The sequence below is a fragment of the Bacillus sp. FSL K6-1005 genome (assembly GCF_038000225.1).
In the GTDB taxonomy this organism is placed as follows: Bacteria; Bacillota; Bacilli; order Bacillales; family Bacillaceae; genus Bacillus; species Bacillus mojavensis.
On sequence record NZ_JBBOBP010000001.1, the window covers coordinates 3,173,649 to 3,193,688 of the forward strand.

Consider the following 20,040-nt stretch of genomic DNA (forward strand, 5'->3'; position numbering starts at 1 on the left):
AAGTTGCTTTTTCATCTCTATGTATGTATGAAGGTTGCCCGATTGCTGAGCACCAAATATCCTTTATGTGCTGAAACTCCATCCAAGCCGCGCACCTTTTGACCAGTCACAGTAATTTTCATCTGGTCCCATCGCATACATGCATGCTGAGCTAATCATAGTCAGCTGAGACTTTTAAACGAATAAAAACAGCACTGAACAAAGTGTAATACATTTGTTCAGTGCTGTTTTTTAATTTATAAGCTTCCAAAAAGCCATGTCATCCATAAGTTCATACCTATTTTTAGTAACAGAAGTGACTAGACTTTTATGTTTTTGAAGCTGTGCAATCTTGTTTACGATCTGCTCTCCTTCTGCTTGGCTCTCAGGATTAAAGATCGCCTGTACCTCTTTTTTCTTAATTGTAGGCACTCTGTGTATGACCCAAGTTAAGATATACTGTGCATAGTCGTTGTCCGTAGTTGCAAAGTGGTCTAAGAATTGAGTGGACAGAATTACTCCAACACCATATTCCCTTCCCTCTTTCATGATTTTCTTTAAGGAAGAAAAATTTTGACTTAGGAAGTTATCTGCTTCATCAACAAGGATCATTTTTGTTAATTCACGATAATCACCCTGAATCGTACTGTGACCCTTAGTGGACATTTGGGAATAAAAAGTATCTAATGTAATGCCAACGATAAGGTTTTGAATGTTTGGATCGTATCCTGCCAAATGTACTACAGTGACTCCCTGAACCATATCATACAATGATTTTGTATTTTCACTATCTGGTGAAAAAATTTCAAAATCATATATTTGTTTTAAAGCCGCATACATGCTGTCTTCTTTAACATCTTCTCGGTCCATTAGCCGCTCAAAAACACTATTCATAGTAGGAGGCACCATGTCCCAGGTAGACATATTTGCCTTATGAATACCGGCACGTGCATAAGCTTCAATAATTAGGTCATTCAATAATTGTTGTTGTTTTATACCCAAATTAAATGCATTGGCTATTGTTTCTTTTATCGTATTAGCTGTATGAAGAGGCAGTAACGGTTTCGCCTGCTTTCCTCTGTATAAGGCCAATGGATTGAATGGAAGGTGGTAAGGAGCATAAATAGTAGCATTTGTTGCTGCCACAAAGTCATCTTTAATATAGTCACCCTTGTAATCAAAAATCAATATATCAATAGGTGTACCGTTCACGTTAGCGGCTGCACCATCATGCAGCTGTTTGATAAGGGCTTTCGTAAACTGTGTTTTACCCGTTCCCATTGTTCCAATAATCCCCGTATTTGTATGCATGATTTTACTTGTTGTCGTAGGATACCAATTCAATGGTTCATTGTTACTTATAGAGCTTCCAAACAAGATCCTTAAAGGTTCTTCTTCAGGAGGTGGATCAAGTACAGGGATTGGTGGTACAGCTTCAGGTTCTGTCTCCTCCTCCCTATCTTTCTCTAGGTTTGTTATATTTTCTCCAACCTCGATAATGTCCTCTAGAAATGTTTTCAATAAGAGCGTTTCTGGGTGATAGTCTTCTTGAGATTCATGGATTCTGCTAAATAATTTATCCATAGGAAGTGTTAAATATTCATACCCATCTTGTTCGGTCAATTTGATAAGCAAAGTGTCCGATTCTCTTCCCGATTTTCTAAAGTGATTATCTGTTTCAAATGATATAACTGCTCCATTTCCAATATAAGATGATAGTTCATTTGAAAATGTATATTCTTCATTTAGTAACTTCGTTAGTACTTTTTCGCTTAGAAAAACATCCCATTCTTGATGCTCTAATACTCCGTAAATCTTCATCTTCTTTACATTCGTAATCGCTAATTGTACTAAGAAATCTTTGTATACAGAACTTTTAAATCTATTTTCTGATAAGTAGGTTTCTAAAGCATCGGCAGTTTGAGACACTTGTTCCTTGGCTTTCTCAATAATTCCTGTCTTATTTTTACCAATTTTAACTTCTATTGGATATAGATGAATTTTAATTTCCCCATCTAGAATCTCAAAACCCATTAATAGTAAATCATCATTTACTGATCCTTTAATACCTAAATTTTTTGCTGAGAATAAACCGTCTTTTTGATTTAACCCTACAGCACCAGAAACCCTTAAAATTTCTTCTAATGATAGTGGTACCCATATAATATTGCTATGTTGTAAATAGGCGAGTGAGAATTTTACAGCAGACAAAATACTGATCTTCTCACGTGGAAACTGTGAGCGGCTTCCAATCATTCGTAGTAACCAATCACCGTTTATGGTATTAAACAAGTTAATAATGTCTCTTGTTGTTTCCGAACTAACTTCCACTGATTTACTTTTCAGCATTTCTTCAATGATTAGTTTAAATTGATCCGACTTTTTTGTAACCGTGATAGCATCGTAACTACTAGAAGGTGTGTATTGATCACTATAATGAATAATTAATACGTCTTCTCCCCCTTTTGCACCAAAATAGTTTAAGTCAAATTTCGGTTCAATGAATGTAACCCAGTAAGAGGATTCGTATAAATGCTTTAGTTTTTTCTCACCTTGATTTGAGAAAGCTGTAACAATAGCTTTCCCTCTTTCAAAGGTATTTTGTCTTCCTGATGCTAATACTAAACTGTTATATAGCTTAACTACATCTAAACAAACGTTTCCTTCTTCTTTTAAATACTTTGTTCCGAAACCTGTACGATAAGAATCTCCTAAATATGTTGAAGTTAAAGAGGCAAACAGTCCAGATAAAGATAGACCTGTTCCAATCTTATCTGTTTGATCAATTGTCTCGTCTACATTTTCATCTGATTCAAAGAAAGAAATATGACAATAGTCGAATTCAGAGTCATGGTAACTTTTTTTATAAAATTCAACTTTAGTTCTGAAAGCATTTAAAATATCTTCTGCAGCGTAGTTATCGTTTTGGAACTTTAAGCCAAAGTACGATTCAATTTCTTGTATATCATCATAAAATGATAATTCCTCGAAAGCATTAACAGTATTGAAATTATCATAAATAGTAATTTCAATTGGGGTTAAATCTTCCAAACCGCTTTTTTTCAACTCTACCATGTAATAATTAAAAATCCCTAGTAAGACCTCTTTGCAATCTCCTAAATTAATAATATTAATTTTTAAAGGAGCGTTTTTATTTAACATAAATAAGTAATGATAATGCTGTTTAAACTCTTTTATTTTGTCTGTCACAAGCTTAGAAACAAAAGAAGAAGAAAGATTATTTCGAGGCCCTTTGTAATCGTAATAATAAATCCATTCAGGTGAATGTCCTTGATTGACAGCTTTATATATTTTGTTTTCATGATAAATATAAGGAACCAAGTATGTCGCAGATAACCGTCTTAATATTTCTGGTGGAATTTCTGGATCTGTGACCCGCTTCACCAGAAGATATTTGTGAACTACATTAATTGGATGAAGTGGTGAACACTTCACAGCATGTAAGCTGTCTCTATTTTCCAATACACCTAGCTTACTTAAATCTTGATGGCCAGTTGAGAGAGAAAAACCTTCTTCGATCTCATTTAAAATTTCAAAAAACGTCTCAATATATACTCTTGCTAATTCTGTAATTTCATCGTTCCAATAGGTTAAGCTAGGCAGAAGATTCCTTGCTTTGAAATAGCTTAAGTAGTTTAAATAAGCCTTTTCCAATTTTGCCGGTGCGTCTAATCGTTTTTTTGAATATAGTCCATTTTCCTGTTCTAGGCATAAGGCTTCTTCTTCTATGAAGCGCTTTTCCTCTTCTAGGTTACGGAAAAATTCTAGGTCATCAATTATATATTCATCATTCCCTAAAATTACTTTCTTTGTTTCTTGTAAGTAGAAATGTTGCTTCTGTTTCCATTTTAACTGAAAAGCTTTGTTTCCATTAATTTTCTTTGATTCGACTTTCTCACCAAGAAAAGCGATAGGAAATTCTACGTTGTCCACTTTTAACAAGACAATTTCATTATCTCTTTGGAAGTAATCTTCAAGAATATTAAATCTAACTTGTTCATTCAAATTGGTCCGTACCTCTTCGCCTTCACCATCAGCATCCACTTGAATTTCTTTTTCTTGTTCTGCTCCATTATTAAGAACAAGCTTTTCTCCACTGTATAATACTTTAATACACTGTATGTTTCTTTTTGTATCAATTTCAACTAAATAATTTAATCGGATAGAATCTAAAAAATCGCTAGTAAAAGGTACTACTGCTATTTTAAATTCAAAACTTGCTCCCGATTCTTTGTATAGAACTGAAATGAAATTTACTCTTTCAGATTCAAATCGGTGGGAAATTTTGATTTTCTTTCCAGAAATAACTCCAGCATTACCGAGGACATTCTCCAAATTATCTTTCTTTAAGTACCTATCGAAACTAAAACTCAGCGAGATGTCCGTCACTTGAGAAGGGTTGAAAACAATAATATGTCTTTTTCTTTTCTTGGCTTTGCTCTCTCCTTTTCCTCTCTCCCAATACGCTAAGCCCTCTTCTGTTTCTTTGTTGCTTTCTTCTATATATTCCGGCGGTACGACTTTCTTTTTGTTATCATGAAATTGCTTAATCTCTTTAAATTCAATTTTTCTCCAATCATTATTGAGGATTTTATTTATTCCTTCATCATCAAACTCTTTCTCTAAGTCATTAGACAAGTCTCCAAAACTCTCTGTTTCTTGAATAAATTTAAAAAGCTTATAGTTCTCACTTAATCTTTCTTCACGTGCTTTTTGGTCATAGCCCTCTAACGCTGCATCGTAAAATAATCCTAAATCTTGATAAGATTCCGGTTTAACACCAGCCGAAATAGCCGATAGTATATCTTCATATTCAAATATTGAGTAATGAAGATGGTTTATTATCTCTTCAATTTTACTAAAGGCAAACGACAGAACCGATTTCGCAACGTCATCTAAATCAGATTCACTGATCGCTTTTGAAATAATTGATTCAATTGCTTTTCTTGATAAAGGCATACCAGCACGTTGAAGGTCGACTGATCCGCCCACAATGCTATCTAATGTTGTGTGATGGATAAAAAGGATACATGTTTTTTCAAAGTTGTTTTCCGATGTTCCCACTAAATTCCGTAACTTAGTCAAAAAATCTGGAGTGACCCCATTTAGAGTGCTTGCCACAATGACATTAACCTCGTTTGTATGTATAGAAAATGATTGATACGGTTCATCTTCACCCCATACAAACTCATTATAAAGACCTTTTTCAGCTACAACTTTTTTTAATTCATTATATAGGTGTTCTACCTCGCTTAAATGTTCAAACTGTACATGGAACTTATCACCCGGGTTCAATGAGTTATTTTGAAAATAACTAACAATTTGATTCGAAATAAGTTTATAAAATATATTTGACATATTGCGCATCACCACTATCTGATTTTTTCTCTAAAATATTTAAACGCTCATACAGTAAAACTACTTGCTTTCTGGTATCACGATCAAAGTAAATTCCTCTTCTTTGAAGCTCTTTAAATAATTCCTTCAGAGACAGTTTCTCTTTATCCTTTATACAAATTCGAGTCAACAAAATTACAAAGTCTTGTGTTAAATTCAGTGTATATCCTAGAGAACCGCTTTTTTTTAAAAAATATGTTTTAGCTAATTCTTCATACCCTTCGTAATAACCTTCAGCAGCACGACTGCGGTTAGACGCTTTGAATTGGTAAGAAATAGAATGTTGAAGCTTCCTAACTTCTCTTAGTACAGATGACTCTCCTTCTAAGAAAGGCAGCGGGGGCATCTGCTCCCAAATCACGTCACCTATATAACTTTTATAATCATTATGCCAAGCTTCTATATGGTCTTTTAATTTCTCTTGCTGTTCAACCGTTAGCTCCTGTAAAGAACGCTTAAACGATGTATAAGAGACAGGATAGTCATTTAAACCATTTACATGATTTAACATAATCGTACAGTTAATATGAGAAAATAAATTAGGCAGTTTTGATGAAATCATTTTCCACCCTTGCTTAAAACTATCTCTCGTTTTAGAACGTTTCTCCCACTCTAGGTTGTAATAGACTGGAATCACTTGATCATGGCTATTTTTAAATAACTGATCAAGATTTAAAATAACTTGAGTCGTATAAAAAAAGTAATAGTACAGCAGTAAATTTTTAAATGATTTTATAAGTAAATCCTCATGTTTTAATAAAAATAATAAATCCTCTTCAAAAACTTCCACAATTTCTTTCATGTATTTCACATAGCTTCCAGACTTATTATGTTCTTGTTTTAGATCTGGTAAACACTCATAAATAAGTCTTAACAGTACATTCTCAGGTTGCTTTTCAAATGCTTTTTGAAATCCTTCTGTTATATTTTCACTTGAAAAAATAATGCTTAAAAACTCTCCGACTTTTCGTTCAGCATTATCCCCTTCTGGGAGATGGTTAAAGAATGAGGGGTGCGATAATACTAATTGATTATTTTCATCAAAAAACAATTCATTTATGATTACATTCAATTTTTCAATAGAGTCCGTTGTCACTTTTGTCTGGATTTTCCGGAAAAGTTCTTCCTTTTCAAAGACAGTATAGCCTTTATCAGTAATAGACCTTGAATAATTACCTAGGACAGCATCGAAGTTAGAAATCTTATTATTTTTTGTTGAGTAAGGAAAAATTCTATAAGGACTTTGAACTTTTGCATGAGTTAGTCTTACCTTTTTTTCTTCATCCTTTTTTACTGCAAATTCTTTCTCAATACTTTCTCTGTTAAGGTTAACTGTTTCAATCATTTTACTTCTCCTTAAATTCATATCCAAACTCGTCCACTGTTAGGATATACTGTTTGGAATCTTGACTGACTTTTTCTCGAATTACAACATTATCTTGTTGTACGTTTTCTTTTATCATGCGGTCAGCAAAATTGGCGAAATTGATAAAGTTGTTTTTGTCCCTGCTATTTGGACGATAACCATTTTTCATTTTGACAATTAACTCAAAAAGATTAAAATCTATACTTATTGAATAAATTTGATCTGACCCCTCCACTTTAAATTTCAATACCATATAATTCAAGAACCTAGATAATCTTTCATCTAAATCCACTTCTTTTTGTTCTAAATGAGGTTTTATAACAATTTTTTGGCTGATGGCATACTTTAGCTGATTTCTTCCAACAAACATATTGATTCTTTCTGTTTCCGTTTTTCCGTTCCAGTTGTAAATGGCCTCTATAACGTCATAATATAGTGTTCTTAGTTCTTTTACGTTGTGGGTATTCCAATAGAATAAATACGTTAAAAACTTAGGAAATAAAGTACTCTGTTCATCTTCTCTCGCAACTCCAGAAATTGCCCTTAAACGCAGCAGTGTTTTCAGTATTAGTTCTCGACCTTCTTGTTTCTTATCAAATCCACCTACTGAATTGTTTAAATTTAGTTGTTCAAGAAGGCTTTCTGGTACAATATCTTTAGTTAAAGAGCTAATGTTATCTGTAATGAAAAATGAAATGATCCATTTATCTGATAGCTGGTTTCTCTTAGCCAAGGACCCTAAAGTTTCTATAGGTAGAAAAGCTTCCGACCGTTTTCCAAGGTCAAATAATAAATTAGGCAACAAACTTTTGAGATAGCGTTCTCTTATTTCATCTTTGTTTTTATTATCTAACGCTTTACTAATAGCAGAGTCTTGTATATAATCAGGTACCAAAATGCGATAAATAAAGTCTAGAAACATACGTGGTGAAACGATCATTTTATACTTAATCATTAGCTCTGCAAGTAAGTAAACAATACTTTTTTGAACATCGCGATTCATCAATAATTCATAGTTTTTTACAACTGGACATTCATCTTTTAATGACGCTTCCTGACTGCATACCAATTTATATTTTTCATAAAACGGATTGTCTGGTGATTCAGCTGTGATTTTCTCAAATAACGCCTCTAAAAATCCTGATTGGACGCCATCCTTTGCTAATTCATACAAATGGTAATCACTCAAGTTAACAAATTGAAAACGCTCCTCGGATTCTTCACCACTTGAAGTCACACCTTCTTCTAAAATCTTCTTATCTTCAACGTATCTCTGTAATTCCATAAATTCCGAGCCGTACTCCGAGTGCAGAAAATTGTTTAGCGTTCCTAAGTTAATAGCCACAACAACATGATTCATATCATTTTGATCAATTGATAAATTATCATCCGTAAAGGGATTCAGTATGTTACGTAATGTTTCAATAGACGTTTTAGTTGGTGAAAAACTTTCTGTTGCATCATTATGAATAGTCACGTTATGAAATAGGCCTGGATAGTTGTTTTTCAGATATGAAATAAGATGGGACTTCCCATCTCCAACACTGCCACACACCATTACCAAATGTGGACGTTTTTGTTCTCTTATTCTTTCCATTATATGAATAAGGCTTCTTTCAAATGGCCTTTCCACATGCATATATTGTTTAAATTTATTATATGACTCTATATTTTCAACTGCCTCTTTTGACGACTGCTTTAAACGACCTAATTCCTTAATTAGAGAATTCCCCATAAAGCCCACCTTATTATCATTTTAGATAGAAATTTAATAACAAAATTTTATTAGTTTAATAATAACAAACTTATTTGTGAGTCATAAACAAGAAAACCCAGCCACATGCTTTTTTAATATATTTTTCATAGAATTTCTGTTATTCTTTATATAACGCATTAATATTACGTACGTAAAAAGGAGAATGGACGTGGAATTTGGGTTTAGTTACAACTTTCCGGCCTTGAGGGGAAAACAGGGTGGGAGTGAATATTATGTGGTCATGTGTCCTTTGCGTCTTATTCCAAAAATATTTCTATTCGATGAAGAAGAAATCTCACCTGAATATAGAGCACAACGCATTTTAAATAAGATAAGGATTCCCGAAATCACAAACTACATTGTTGAAAATCCGAACGATTACGTATTTTCATCTTTAACAGCATCTATTGATGGAGATATTGAGTTTCATCCTTTTAGTAATAACCTTACAATGCAAGATTTGGGTCAACTCCAGATTTCGTTGGATGCTAAGTTTTTGATTAATGATGGTCAACACCGCCGTGCTGCCATTGAAGAAGCCATTAAGTTATCACCGGAATTAGGAAATGAGACAATATCTGTCGTTTTTTATCACGATTTAGGACTTAAAAAATCCCAACAAATCTTCTCCGATCTTAATCGTCACGCGGTCAATACTACTTCTTCCATTGGGATTTTGTATGATCATCGAGACCATTTAGCACTCGTGACGAAACAGATTGTAGCTGAAAATGAATTACTGACTCGGTATACAGATAAAGAAAGAGTTACGTTGTCAAAGAACTCACCAAAGATCCTAGCTCTTAACCATATATTCAATACCAATTGCCGCTTACTTGGAAAAGTAAAAGGAGACTCTCTGTCTGAAGACGAGATAAGCTTTTTAAAGGAATTTTGGAGTATGCTGTGTGCTACAATTATCGAATGGCAAAGAGTCTTTAACAAAGAACTAAGCCCGAAAGATTTGCGAGAAAATTACATCGTAGGTCATGGTGTCTTTATAGAATCTCTAGGTGTATTAGGCAGATATTTACGTGAATATCATCCTGATGAGTGGAAAGTCTACCTTAAAAATCTTGCGCAGATCGATTATAGCCGGACCAACATAAAAGATTGGCGCGGTAGAGCATTTGGCGCAAACGGCAGAATTCATAAGACGAAAGAGACGGTAACGTTAACTTCAAATAAATTAAAAGAATTTTTAGGTCTTCCACTTACAGAGGCAGAACAAAAAACGGAAGAAAAATTTCAGTTAGGAGTCTGAATATGCTTGATAATTTAATTGGAAATTTATTCGAACAACAAAGTAACCAAATAGAGGAAACAAAAAAGCTTATTAAGGAAGTATACCTTTCTGATAATCGTCCTTGGGTAGTAGGATATAGCGGCGGGAAAGATTCAACCGTTGTTGTTCAACTTGTGTTCGAAACTTTAAGCGAACTTTCTGTTGAGGAGTTACATAAAAAAGTGTATGTGATTTCATCAGATACTCTTGTCGAAACTCCCTTAATTATTAATTCGATTGATACAACTTTGAGACGTATACAAGAAGAAGCCTTAAAACGTGATTTACCTATTGAAACGCACAAAGTAAAACCACAGTACGAGCAGTCTTTCTGGTCAAATATTATTGGGAAAGGATATCCTTCTCCAAATCAGTCATTTCGCTGGTGTACGGACCGCTTAAAGATTGAACCGGCTAATGCATTTATTATGGACAAGGTTTCAAAGTTTGGAGAAGTTGTCATGGTCCTAGGTGTTCGTGAAAATGAAAGCCAAAGCCGTGATAATGTTTTAAAGTCTCATACAGTAGAAGGAAAAGAATTAATGAGACATACATCTTTAACCAACGCTTTTGTATTTGCACCGATCCGCAAGTTTAGTGTCAACGATGTTTGGGACTACTTGCTCTCTTATCCTTCACCATGGGGAAACGATAACCATGAATTAAATAAATTGTATCAAGATTCTAGCAGTGGTGAATGCCCTCTTGTTGTTGACAAAAACATTAAGGAAAGTGCTGGTTCTTGTGGCAATAGTCGTTTCGGCTGCTGGGTATGCACTGTGGTAAATGAGGATAAAGCATTAAACGGCTTTATTATTAGCGGTTCAGAATGGTTAAAACCATTATTAGCTTTCAGAAATTGGTTAGCTTCTATCCGAGATGATCGAGAAATGAGAATGAAGTATCGCATGGGTGGACAAATTTATTTTAATCCGATTAAAACAGAAATTGGAGATGACGGACAAGAGTATGTCGTTATCCCAAAGAAATCACAACGTCCTAAACAATATATTGCTCTAGATAAATACACTATTGTGAAAAAAGAGAATTTAAAATCATATCTCGATGAGAATAATATTGATTTAAGCTCTTCATACGATCCAGCTATCTTAATCGAGGATGAGAACGGAGCTTACGGACAATTAGGTCTTGGCCCGTACACAATGGAAGCAAGAAAAGAAATTTTAAAGAGACTTCTAGAAGTTCAAAAAAACTTGCAACATCCTGAAGAAGAAAATTTTGAACTAATTAAAGAAGAAGAATTGCGCGTCATCCGACGCTATTGGCTTGAAAACGGAGATTGGGAAGATTCTCTTCCACCGATCTTCGAGGAAGTAATGGGTTACACCTTAGACTGGGAACAAGATGATCGGCCTTTATTTGATTCTGAACAACTCACGGATTTAGAGAGCTTATGTCAAAAACATAATGTGGATTTTAAATCGTTAAAAAAGCTTATTTCGTTAGAAAAAAACTATGCAGGATACAAAGTACGACGCGGTCTTATGCAGGATATTGAAAAAGTATTAAAACAGGATTACTTACACCTGTAATGCATCTGGGGGAAACTTATGTTAATTAAGGAATTACATCTAGAAAATATCGGGTCTTACAAGGACCAAAATCATTTTGATCTCTCACACCAATCATCCCAAAAGAATGTCACGTTAATAGGTGGAGAAAACGGAGCCGGCAAAACAACGTTTCTTAATTCGATTAAACTAGGCTTATTTGGATGTTATAGCTATGGTTATAAGACGGAAAACGATGAATATTACAGACGTGTTTATTCTTATCTTAATGCCCAAGCTAGAAAGCAAGAGCAATCCAGCTTTTCGATTACAATTGTATTTAGCGAAACCGAAAATTATATTACCCATACGTACAAATTTAAGCGTTCTTGGAAAACGAAAGGACAAGCTGTAAAAGAATATTTTGAAATTATGAAAGATGGACGCTTTTTGAACGAAGCTGAAACGGACATACAACGTTCCCGTCTTAGAGAACTATTTCCTCCAAAGTTATTTGATTTATGCTTGTTTGACGGTGAAGAAATCTCTAGAATTATTATTGAAAACAAATTGGCATCTTACCTTCGAGAATTGTCTACAGTGGTTTTTAACCTAGACTTGTTTAATAGTTTGGAAGGAGATTTATTATCTTACTTAAAGCAGGAAATTGATGAAAAACAACTTTCTGCTCTAGAACAAGAGATTTTCAATTTACAAAATGAAAAAAAAGAAAAAACGCTATACAATATAAAATTAAAAGAACAAATAAATAAAAGTTTGTTAAGAATAGAAAAACTCCAAGAAACCTACGCTTCTATTAAGAAAGATTTTGAAACACACGGTGGGCTGGTAAAAGAAGAAAGAGACAAACTGAATGAGCAAATGCGTGCAATCGAAGCAGTACGCAAACAAAATTCAGAGAAGATCCGAGATTTTATTCAGACACTGTTACCATTGTATCTAAATAAAGATCTTTTAATGGCAGCAAAACAGCAAATTGAAGAAGAAGAAAAACTAGCCTTATATAATCAACTAGAACAAAAATTGACTGTTGAACGCCTTACTGAAGCGCTCCAAAATTCATCAAATAGTTTAATCAAAGAGCAATCTGCTACAGATTTACAGGAATTACTCCTTAATATGTTGAAACCAAATCAATCTGATGTCATTTATATTCATCGGGTCTCCCCTTCTCAACGGGCTGAAGTGGAAATGGTGCTCAATGCGATTGAAAAAGAAACATCAGAAAAATATATTGACCTAATCGACCAAAATAAAGAAATGCTTGTGAAATCACAGTTATTACGACAACGGATGAATATAAATGACTCAGCTAATGAATTTATCGAAATGTTAAACCGGATGGAACAAATAAAAGCTGAAATCTTCACACTGGAAAAAGCGATCGAAGAAAGTAGAAGTGAATTAGAAGATAAAGAAAAAGAACTCTTAACACTATCACAATTAATCGAAGCAAAACAAAAGGTAGAAGAACAAGGTAATAAAAAACGAAACTCGTTTACCATTGCTCAAAATCTTATGAAGCTAAGTACAGAGTTTCAAAAGTTGCAACACCAAAAGAAATTACAGCAAGTTCAAATAGAAGCGACTCAAATGCTGAACAAATTAATGCGTAAACATCAATATATACCGGTTATCCGAATTAATCCTGAAACATTTGAAGTTACTCTTTATGATCAGGACCGGGAAATAATTTCGAAAGAAACCCTATCAGCTGGCGAGAAGCAGATTCTGTTACTTTCTTTAATCTGGGCTATGTTCAAATGTTCAGGACGGCGTGTACCTTTTATCTTTGACACTCTTCTTGGCCGCTTAGATAAAACACATAAACGAAATGTGTTAGTAGACTTTATTCCTTCTTGTGGAGAGCAAGTTCTCATTCTATCCACCAACTCTGAAGTAGACGAAGATCATTATAAATTACTGAAAAACCACGTATCACATCGCTATCTATTAGAATTTAATACTGAAAAGAGAAAAACAGAGATTTCTCATCAATACTTTAAGTTTCAAGGTGAGGAGCAAATGATATGAGTAATCGTTTAAAGATTTCAAAGAAAACATCTGATAAATTGGCCGAGCTGCAGAGTTATACAAATCATACCCGTAATGTATTAGTTCGCTTAGCTGTAGGGCTATCAACTAGAGAAGCATCAATGCCAGATTTGCCTAATGATAAAGCAGGTGGGGGATTTGAAATAGATCGAAGTGTGTTAACAGGAGATTTTGATTTTGCCTATAAAACGCTTATTGCACAGCACGCTAAAAGAGAAATTTCAGATGAAGAATACTTCCCTATCCTATTTAACGCTCACCTTGAAAGAGGGATCGTTCTTCTTGAAAACGAATATAAACACGCTGGAAATAATGAAAAATTTCAAGTGAATTTACTTCGCTACAACGAGGAGTGAAAAGATGCTTTATTTGGATAACAGTGCTACTACGCAAGTATTACCTGAAGTAAAAGAAGCGATGTTGCCATTTTTACTTGAAGAGTTTGGAAACCCTTCAAGCAAATACTACTCCTTAGCTATCAATGCAAAAACCGCTGTTGAGACAGCACGTCAAAACGTCTCTCGACTCGTTGGCTGCGATGAAGACGAAGTGATTTTTACAAGCGGAGCTACAGAAAGCAATAATTTTATACTAAAGGGTGTTGCCCACTCCTTCAAAGAAAATGGAAACCATATTGTCACGTCAAAGGTCGAACATCCTTCTGTTCTCGAAACATGTAAATATTTAGAAAGCATTGGATTTAAAATAACGTACTTAGACGTTGATGCTTTTGGAAGAGTAAGTACCGAACAGATACAGGATATTATCTTGAATGAGAAACCAATCCTTATTTCGATTATGTGGGGCAATAATGAACTCGGTTCTTTGAACCCCATTTCAGATATAGCAGCGATTTGTAAAGAACATGGCGTATTTTTTCATACTGATGCAACACAAGTAATCGGTAAAGTTGCTATAGATTTATCTGAAATTGAAGGGATTAACTTTGTATCGTTCTCTGCTCACAAATTTCATGGTCCTAAAGGAGTTGGGGTATCAGTTTTACGTAAAGATGATCTTGGTTTACCTATTCAGATCACTCCCCTCCTCCATGGAGGTGGGCAGGAACGTGATATTCGAAGTGGAACTCTGCCGGTCCACAATATTGTCGGTATGGGGAAAGCAGCCGAGCTTGCAACAAAAACTTTAAAGCAAAACATTGAGCAATTACAAAAATTAGAGCAAGAGTTAACTTCTATCCTTTCAAGTAAGTTTGAAGATAAAATAAAGTTTAACAATGATACTAAAGACAAGATTCCAGGCATCTTAAGCATTCAATTTAAAGGGATTAATAATGAAACGTTAGTACGTAATCTTGCACCGGTTGCAGCTGTTTCAACTGGTTCAGCTTGCAGCTCCAGTAAACCAAGTCATGTTTTACAGAATATTGGCTTATCACTTGAAGAAGTACGATCTACTATACGTTTTTCTCTATCCTCCACTATATCACTAGATGAATTAGAAATATTTAAAAGCTTGTAATACACACAGGACATTCTTTCTATTTAGATGAGATGTCCTTTTTTTTAGATATAAGTATCCCTAACTTGAAAAAAAATACACTGAAATTTCTTTTTGAATCAATACCTTATCCTATATCTCTCAAAGTTTATTTTAAGACTTCAACGTCAAATAAAAAGCTGTATTGCTGTTTTTAAAATCTGATTTAATATGGTGTTCTCGAGAAATTCATTATACGGCAAACCATACTCCGCATCATGAGCGTATTTTGCTCCACAGAACCCGTTACATTAATTTTCCCCCGCAAACTGCTCGTAGCTTCCGTTTGAACAAAATAATCTTTGTGTATACCGTTTTTACTTACGCCTTTAATAAAGGTAGCTGCCATCAAGTCATGAAGATTTTTAAACTCTTCCACCTGAATGCTTTTAAAACCTGTTTCATTTAATGTTTAATTAGCATAAACCATTATTATAGATATTTTTAATTTTTATCACAAACAGCATCACAGTTTGCCAGCCCAGTGTTCTAGTTTCGATGGTTAATTGAAACAATATTATTGAACAACGGTATTAATTCATATTCTACAACGTCTGACAGCCAGTCATCTTCCACATCCCCGCTGGTAGAAAAATAACTGTGACCAATGAAGAACCCCCTTTCCTAATGAAGGATCTTCTTCAATAACGTTATTCAAAGCCATTACGGTATTTATCAAGCGATCAAACTTTTCATTCGCTAGACTTGCTTGATATTGCTTAAATCCTTAACTTTCAAAAGCAGGTTCAAACTCTAAAAAAGCGAACCGGCGGCGCAGTGCGTAATTAAGTAGGGCAAGACTTCTGTCTGCTTCATCATGCCGATAATATAGACGTTGTCAGGAACGGAAAACTGCTCACCTGAATACAGCAAACAGAGTTCTTTTCCGCGTTTGTCGTTTTCAATTAACATTGATAATTTACCAAAGATCTAGCTCAGGTTACCGCGGTTTACTTCATCAATAAAAAAGAAATAGGGCCGGTCATCAAGCTTTGTGTCTTTGCAAAATTGATAGAAAGTGCCGTTGAATAAAGAAAATCCTTTTTCGGTAGGGCGGTTCCCCTTCAAAAAAACTTCATAACTATAACTCTAGTGAAACTGAACCACCATTACGCGGCTTTTATCTTTATCACCCATCAAAAATCCAACGCCAGGTACACCCAGCAAGATAAGATTTTTCTTTTTAAGTAGCAAGTTCTTAAGCCTGTTGTATTTATCTTTATTCAAGTATACATCAGATAAAAAACTTCTGCCGTATAGCTTTCATAAGACACATCTTTGTCGTCTGGAACAAGGGCTTGATTATTCACTTTACTTTGATTACGAACAGCAACTTACCTGTTCGTAGCTGCCGTTTAAGATACTTTCAATCACCGCTTCTTCCTCTTTTTCCACTCGAAAATTGGTTGCACCTAGATATGTTAAGATCTCCATTCGTTCGCTCGCCTGTAAGCAGGGTGGTTCTTTTTATAATATCATCCAGAAGTTTTACCTGAAGTTCAATCTCAACTGTTAAATAAGATTCAGTGTTTAAAGCACCCTTTTAGTAATAAAGATCATCAGGATTCGAATGCATCATTTCGGGATCATTAAGAACCTTGCCGGAAGCAATGACGCCTCCATCTGAACCTAAAAGCCAGATATAGGCTTTGTCCCCTTTTTAATTTGTTACTTATACTGGTTTACAGCCCATGTAATGGCCCAGATCTCTTACAGCATTAATTACATCATAGTAATTCAGATCCTGAAAAGAAATCCAACAGGAGGGTTCGTCAATTCTTTTAAAAACGTAAAATAATACTCCAGATCTATAAAATACGCGCCATTTCCATTAGACAAATCTATGCCTTTAAAATTAGGTGCAGATCAAATAGTCTGATAGACAGCATCCGTTTGTTAAAAATAGAAGGGGGGGAATGACGTCATTTCCCCGCAAGATTAGCTGCTTCACAAATGCTCGGGCTTCCGATCGGCGGATTTTTGGCTTCCTTTACTTGGCACACACCCTTTTTTGTACTGTCAGCAGGCTCGCTGGTTCTCCTGTTCATTTTGGCGGCGGCCATGCCAGACATTCATCCTGCAAAATCGGCAGCACACCGTTCATCTATATTCAGCCCTTATCGTGAACTGTTTTCACTGCCAAAGACATCAATGATCCTGCTTGCCTATTTTCTCTTTCAAACAGGAAATTTCGCCTCGTTCAGCTTTCTCGGCACCTGGCTTTCTGCAGATTATCATTTAACCGTAGCCCAAATCGGGGCCGCTATGCTTGTACTGGGGCTGGGAAATATGCTTGGAAGCCTTATAGGAAACAAAATTGCATCAAAGCTCGGAACGTGTAAGACATTAATGAGCGGCATGCTGCTGATGGGTGTGCTCTATTTTTCTCTTCCTTTCTTCCCTACCTTATTTATTGTAGAAACCAGCTTTTTTCTGACTTTCTTTACAGCAGGGATCATTTTCCCGTTAATGATGGGGATATTCCAATCCATTTCACCGAACGCACGCGGAACAATTGCATCTCTTTCCAATGCGGCTATGTATGCAGGAACCACTGTCGGCACATGCCTTGCCGGACTTTTATATCAAAACACGCATCATTTTGGAGCTGTTACGGCGTTTACAGCGATTTTATTTGTCCTGTCTATGGCCCTTTATCAAACAAGCAGAAAAAACAAACCGAAAGCTGCCGGTTTCCATGTAAAAAGCACCTCATGATGAGGTGCTTTTGTTTATTCAAGCTCAGTTTGTTTCGTTTCTTTCCCCATAATCAAAATACACACGACCGCCAGTAAAATGGCAATGCAAAAGATTGAAAAAATCACTGAAAACGAAATATGGCGGGCGGCGAGTGTTCCGACGAGCAGCGGGCCGAAAATGCCGCCGATTCTTCCAAACGCCGCTGTGGTTCCTGAGCCTGTCGCGCGAATCGCTGTTGGGTATTGCTCCGGTGTATAGGCATACAGCACGCCCCACGCGCCAAGATTAAAAAAGGATAACAGCATTCCAGCCGTCAGCAGCAGACCTAAGGAATCTGCCGTTCCGAAGAAATACGCGCTTCCCGCTGTTCCAATCAAATAAATGACCAGTATCCATTTCCGGCCCGCCTTTTCGATCAGCCACGCAGCCGAAAAATAGCCCGGAAGCTGAGCAAGCGTCATCAGCAGAACATATTCAAAGCTTTGAATCATACTGAATCCTTTTAACAGCATCACACTCGGCAGCCATAAAAACATGCCATAATAAGAAAAGACAACGCAGAACCAGACGATCGACAGCATCACAGTCGGCCGTACATACTGTTTCGCCCAAACGCTTTTAACGTTCTCCCACACCGATTTCTTTTTCATAGAAAGCGATTCGTACTTTGGCGAATCAGGCAATCCTGTCCGCAAGTACAGCGCATAAAACGCCGAAAGTGCGGTTAAAAGCAAAGCCGCCTGCCAGCCGAAGCTTGGAATGACAAAATAGGAAATAAGCGCCGCTGCCAGCCAGCCCACAGCCCAAAAGCTTTCGAGAAGCACAATGACCCGGCCCCGCTTTTCAGGCACAACCGCTTCCGAAACAAGTGTTGAAGCGACAGGCAGTTCGCCGCCAAGTCCCATCCCAATCACAAAACGGAGAATGAGAAATGCCGATAAGCTTGTGACGAAAGCTGATATCCCGCTTCCGATTGAAAAGCATAAAAGGGTAATGATAAATACTTTTTTACGGCCGATTCGATCAGCCAGCAATCCAAATAAAAACGCACCCACAGCCATGCCGATGGAATTCACGCTTCCGATCCATTTCATTTCTTCGGGCGAAAGATTCCACTCCACGTGGAGCGCGGCGATAATAAACGATAATATTCCGACATCCATTGCATCAAACAGCCACCCTAAACCGGCGACACCCAGCAGCTTACGCTGGGATATAGGCTGTTGTTTTCCCATAGCCAACACCTCTGATATGCAAAATGATTACCGTTTAAGTTTACACCTGTCTTTACACATTGTCATTACCTAATTGATGTCAATCAAAAACCCCGCTTATGATTCACAAGCGGGGGTCTTTTTATTGCTGTAATGCTGCTTTTTTAATATTATCCTGCAGCTGGGCAATTCGTCTTGCGCCCTCTTCCCGGAGGCGTTTGTTTTCTTCTTCGATTTGTTTTGTTTCCTGCATGCCGCTGACAATCGTGTTCCAAGAGGATTCGATCGTTTCTATATCAATGCTCGGTCTGCCGGCCATTCTGGCAATTTCAACACTCTGATTCGAGATGTTCTCCGCATTGCGTTTCAGCATCTCGTTTGTCCGGCGGTCAAGCTCGCTCATAGAGTCAGCCACAAGCTTTTGGCGTTTCACTGTAACGGCCTGAATAATGCCATTTTTGAAAATCGGAATCGTGATAATAAAAGCAGAGTTGATCTTGCCGATCAGCTTAGCATTACCGCGCTGAAGGAGACGGATCTGCGGTGCGGTTTGAAGCGCCACCATTCGCGCCATATCAAGATCATACACGCGTTCCTCAAGCGCCTGAATGCCGTTGCGCAGCGTATCGAGCTGCATTTGCGCAAGCTGGTTTCCGCTTGCCGCTTTTTCTTCATAGGAAGGAAGGATTGACTGCATCTCTTCCAGCTTCATTTGACCGGCAACAACGTATTTTTCAAGCTCCATGTAGTAGTTGATATTGTTTTCATACATTTCATCGAGCGTGTAGTTTGTTTTTGTCATCTCATCTTTATATTTAGAAATCTCAACGTTGATTTTTTCAATTTCTCCGCCAAGCGTCTGATACTTTTTAAAGATTTTCTCAATCATGCTGCCGCCGCGTTTAAAGATTTTGGCCATCAGTCCCTTGGGTTCGTCAAAATCATTTTTGTCAAAGCGGTCCATGATTTTTCCAAGCTGAGTCAGCATCGTGCCTGAATCTGTCACGCTTGTTGTTTTCATCATCCCCAAGATGCGGTCAGAGAACTTGGAAATTTCAACAGCCGGCTCCTTTCCGTACTCCAGCAGCTCCATTTGGTTTTTCACGTCAATTTGCTGGGCGAGGCGCTGCACCTCTGGTTCCTGGCGGAGCTGCAGGCGGATATCGTCTGCCTTTTGCTGAGAAATTTCTTCGTTTTTATCGAGAACAAGCGGATTTTGATTTTCTGTTGTCATG

At 36.4% G+C, this 20,040-nt stretch carries 12 protein-coding genes and 1 pseudogene; 6 read left to right on the top strand and 7 right to left on the bottom strand.

Annotated features, from left to right (window positions below):
* Window positions 1-231 precede the first annotated feature (231 nt).
* The 3 genes from dptH to dptF are packed head-to-tail and all read right to left on the bottom strand — an operon-like array spanning window position 232 to window position 8,498.
* Window positions 232-5,358: a DNA phosphorothioation-dependent restriction protein DptH gene (gene dptH, locus NST16_RS16370; protein ID WP_340887589.1), complete on the bottom strand. Its 5,127-nt coding sequence runs from the start codon at window positions 5,356-5,358 to the stop codon at window positions 232-234.
* Entirely contained in the window at window positions 5,339-6,742 is a 1,404-nt protein-coding gene (dptG, locus tag NST16_RS16375) for a DNA phosphorothioation-dependent restriction protein DptG (protein ID WP_340887591.1), read from the bottom strand. Before dptG ends, dptH begins: the two co-directional genes overlap by 20 nt.
* Window position 6,743: 1 nt before the next feature.
* The gene (gene dptF, locus NST16_RS16380) at window positions 6,744-8,498 is read right to left on the bottom strand and encodes a DNA phosphorothioation-dependent restriction protein DptF (RefSeq protein WP_103031521.1); all 1,755 of its coding nucleotides are present in this window, start codon (window positions 8,496-8,498) and stop codon (window positions 6,744-6,746) included.
* A 190-nt stretch (window positions 8,499-8,688) separates the two neighbouring features.
* Between dptF and dndB the strand changes: the two genes are divergently transcribed.
* From dndB to dndA, 5 genes are read left to right on the top strand one after another with little or no spacing between them, the layout of a single operon-like run.
* The gene (gene dndB, locus NST16_RS16385; protein ID WP_103031520.1) at window positions 8,689-9,783 is read left to right on the top strand and encodes a DNA sulfur modification protein DndB; all 1,095 of its coding nucleotides are present in this window, start codon (window positions 8,689-8,691) and stop codon (window positions 9,781-9,783) included.
* 2 nt (window positions 9,784-9,785) lie between these two features.
* Window positions 9,786-11,357: a DNA phosphorothioation system sulfurtransferase DndC gene (dndC, locus tag NST16_RS16390; protein WP_340887594.1), complete on the top strand. Its 1,572-nt coding sequence runs from the start codon at window positions 9,786-9,788 to the stop codon at window positions 11,355-11,357.
* Window positions 11,358-11,375: 18 nt separating this feature from the next.
* Complete coding sequence (dndD, locus tag NST16_RS16395; protein ID WP_340887595.1) at window positions 11,376-13,370, top strand: DNA sulfur modification protein DndD; 1,995 nt, start codon at window positions 11,376-11,378, stop codon at window positions 13,368-13,370.
* Window positions 13,367-13,747, top strand: coding sequence for a DNA sulfur modification protein DndE (gene dndE, locus NST16_RS16400; RefSeq protein ID WP_095714462.1), 381 nt, complete (start codon window positions 13,367-13,369; stop codon window positions 13,745-13,747). The genes dndD and dndE overlap by 4 nt, the downstream gene beginning before the upstream one ends.
* Before the next feature lie 4 nt (window positions 13,748-13,751).
* The gene (dndA, locus tag NST16_RS16405; protein ID WP_340887597.1) at window positions 13,752-14,873 is read left to right on the top strand and encodes a cysteine desulfurase DndA; all 1,122 of its coding nucleotides are present in this window, start codon (window positions 13,752-13,754) and stop codon (window positions 14,871-14,873) included.
* Between the two features lie 184 nt (window positions 14,874-15,057).
* Here dndA and NST16_RS20895 read toward each other — a convergent pair whose 3' ends face one another.
* Complete coding sequence (locus tag NST16_RS20895; RefSeq protein WP_445684612.1) at window positions 15,058-15,240, bottom strand: hypothetical protein; 183 nt, start codon at window positions 15,238-15,240, stop codon at window positions 15,058-15,060.
* A 404-nt stretch (window positions 15,241-15,644) separates the two neighbouring features.
* A complete protein-coding gene (locus tag NST16_RS16410; RefSeq protein ID WP_340887598.1) occupies window positions 15,645-15,803 on the bottom strand; it encodes a hypothetical protein in 159 nt (52 codons plus the stop codon).
* A 1,020-nt stretch (window positions 15,804-16,823) separates the two neighbouring features.
* Here NST16_RS16410 and NST16_RS16415 point away from each other — a divergent pair.
* Window positions 16,824-17,609: pseudogene (locus tag NST16_RS16415) on the top strand (MFS transporter); the annotation flags it as partial.
* 14 nt (window positions 17,610-17,623) lie between these two features.
* Here the strand turns inward: NST16_RS16415 and niaP are convergent.
* Both niaP and NST16_RS16425 read right to left on the bottom strand, forming a co-directional pair.
* Window positions 17,624-18,826 carry a niacin permease NiaP gene (niaP, locus tag NST16_RS16420; protein ID WP_229149673.1) on the bottom strand — a complete coding sequence of 401 codons (1,203 nt, stop codon included), beginning with the start codon at window positions 18,824-18,826 and terminating at the stop codon, window positions 17,624-17,626.
* A 121-nt stretch (window positions 18,827-18,947) separates the two neighbouring features.
* Window positions 18,948-20,039: a toxic anion resistance protein gene (locus tag NST16_RS16425; protein ID WP_010332934.1), complete on the bottom strand. Its 1,092-nt coding sequence runs from the start codon at window positions 20,037-20,039 to the stop codon at window positions 18,948-18,950.
* Window position 20,040 lies beyond the last annotated feature (1 nt).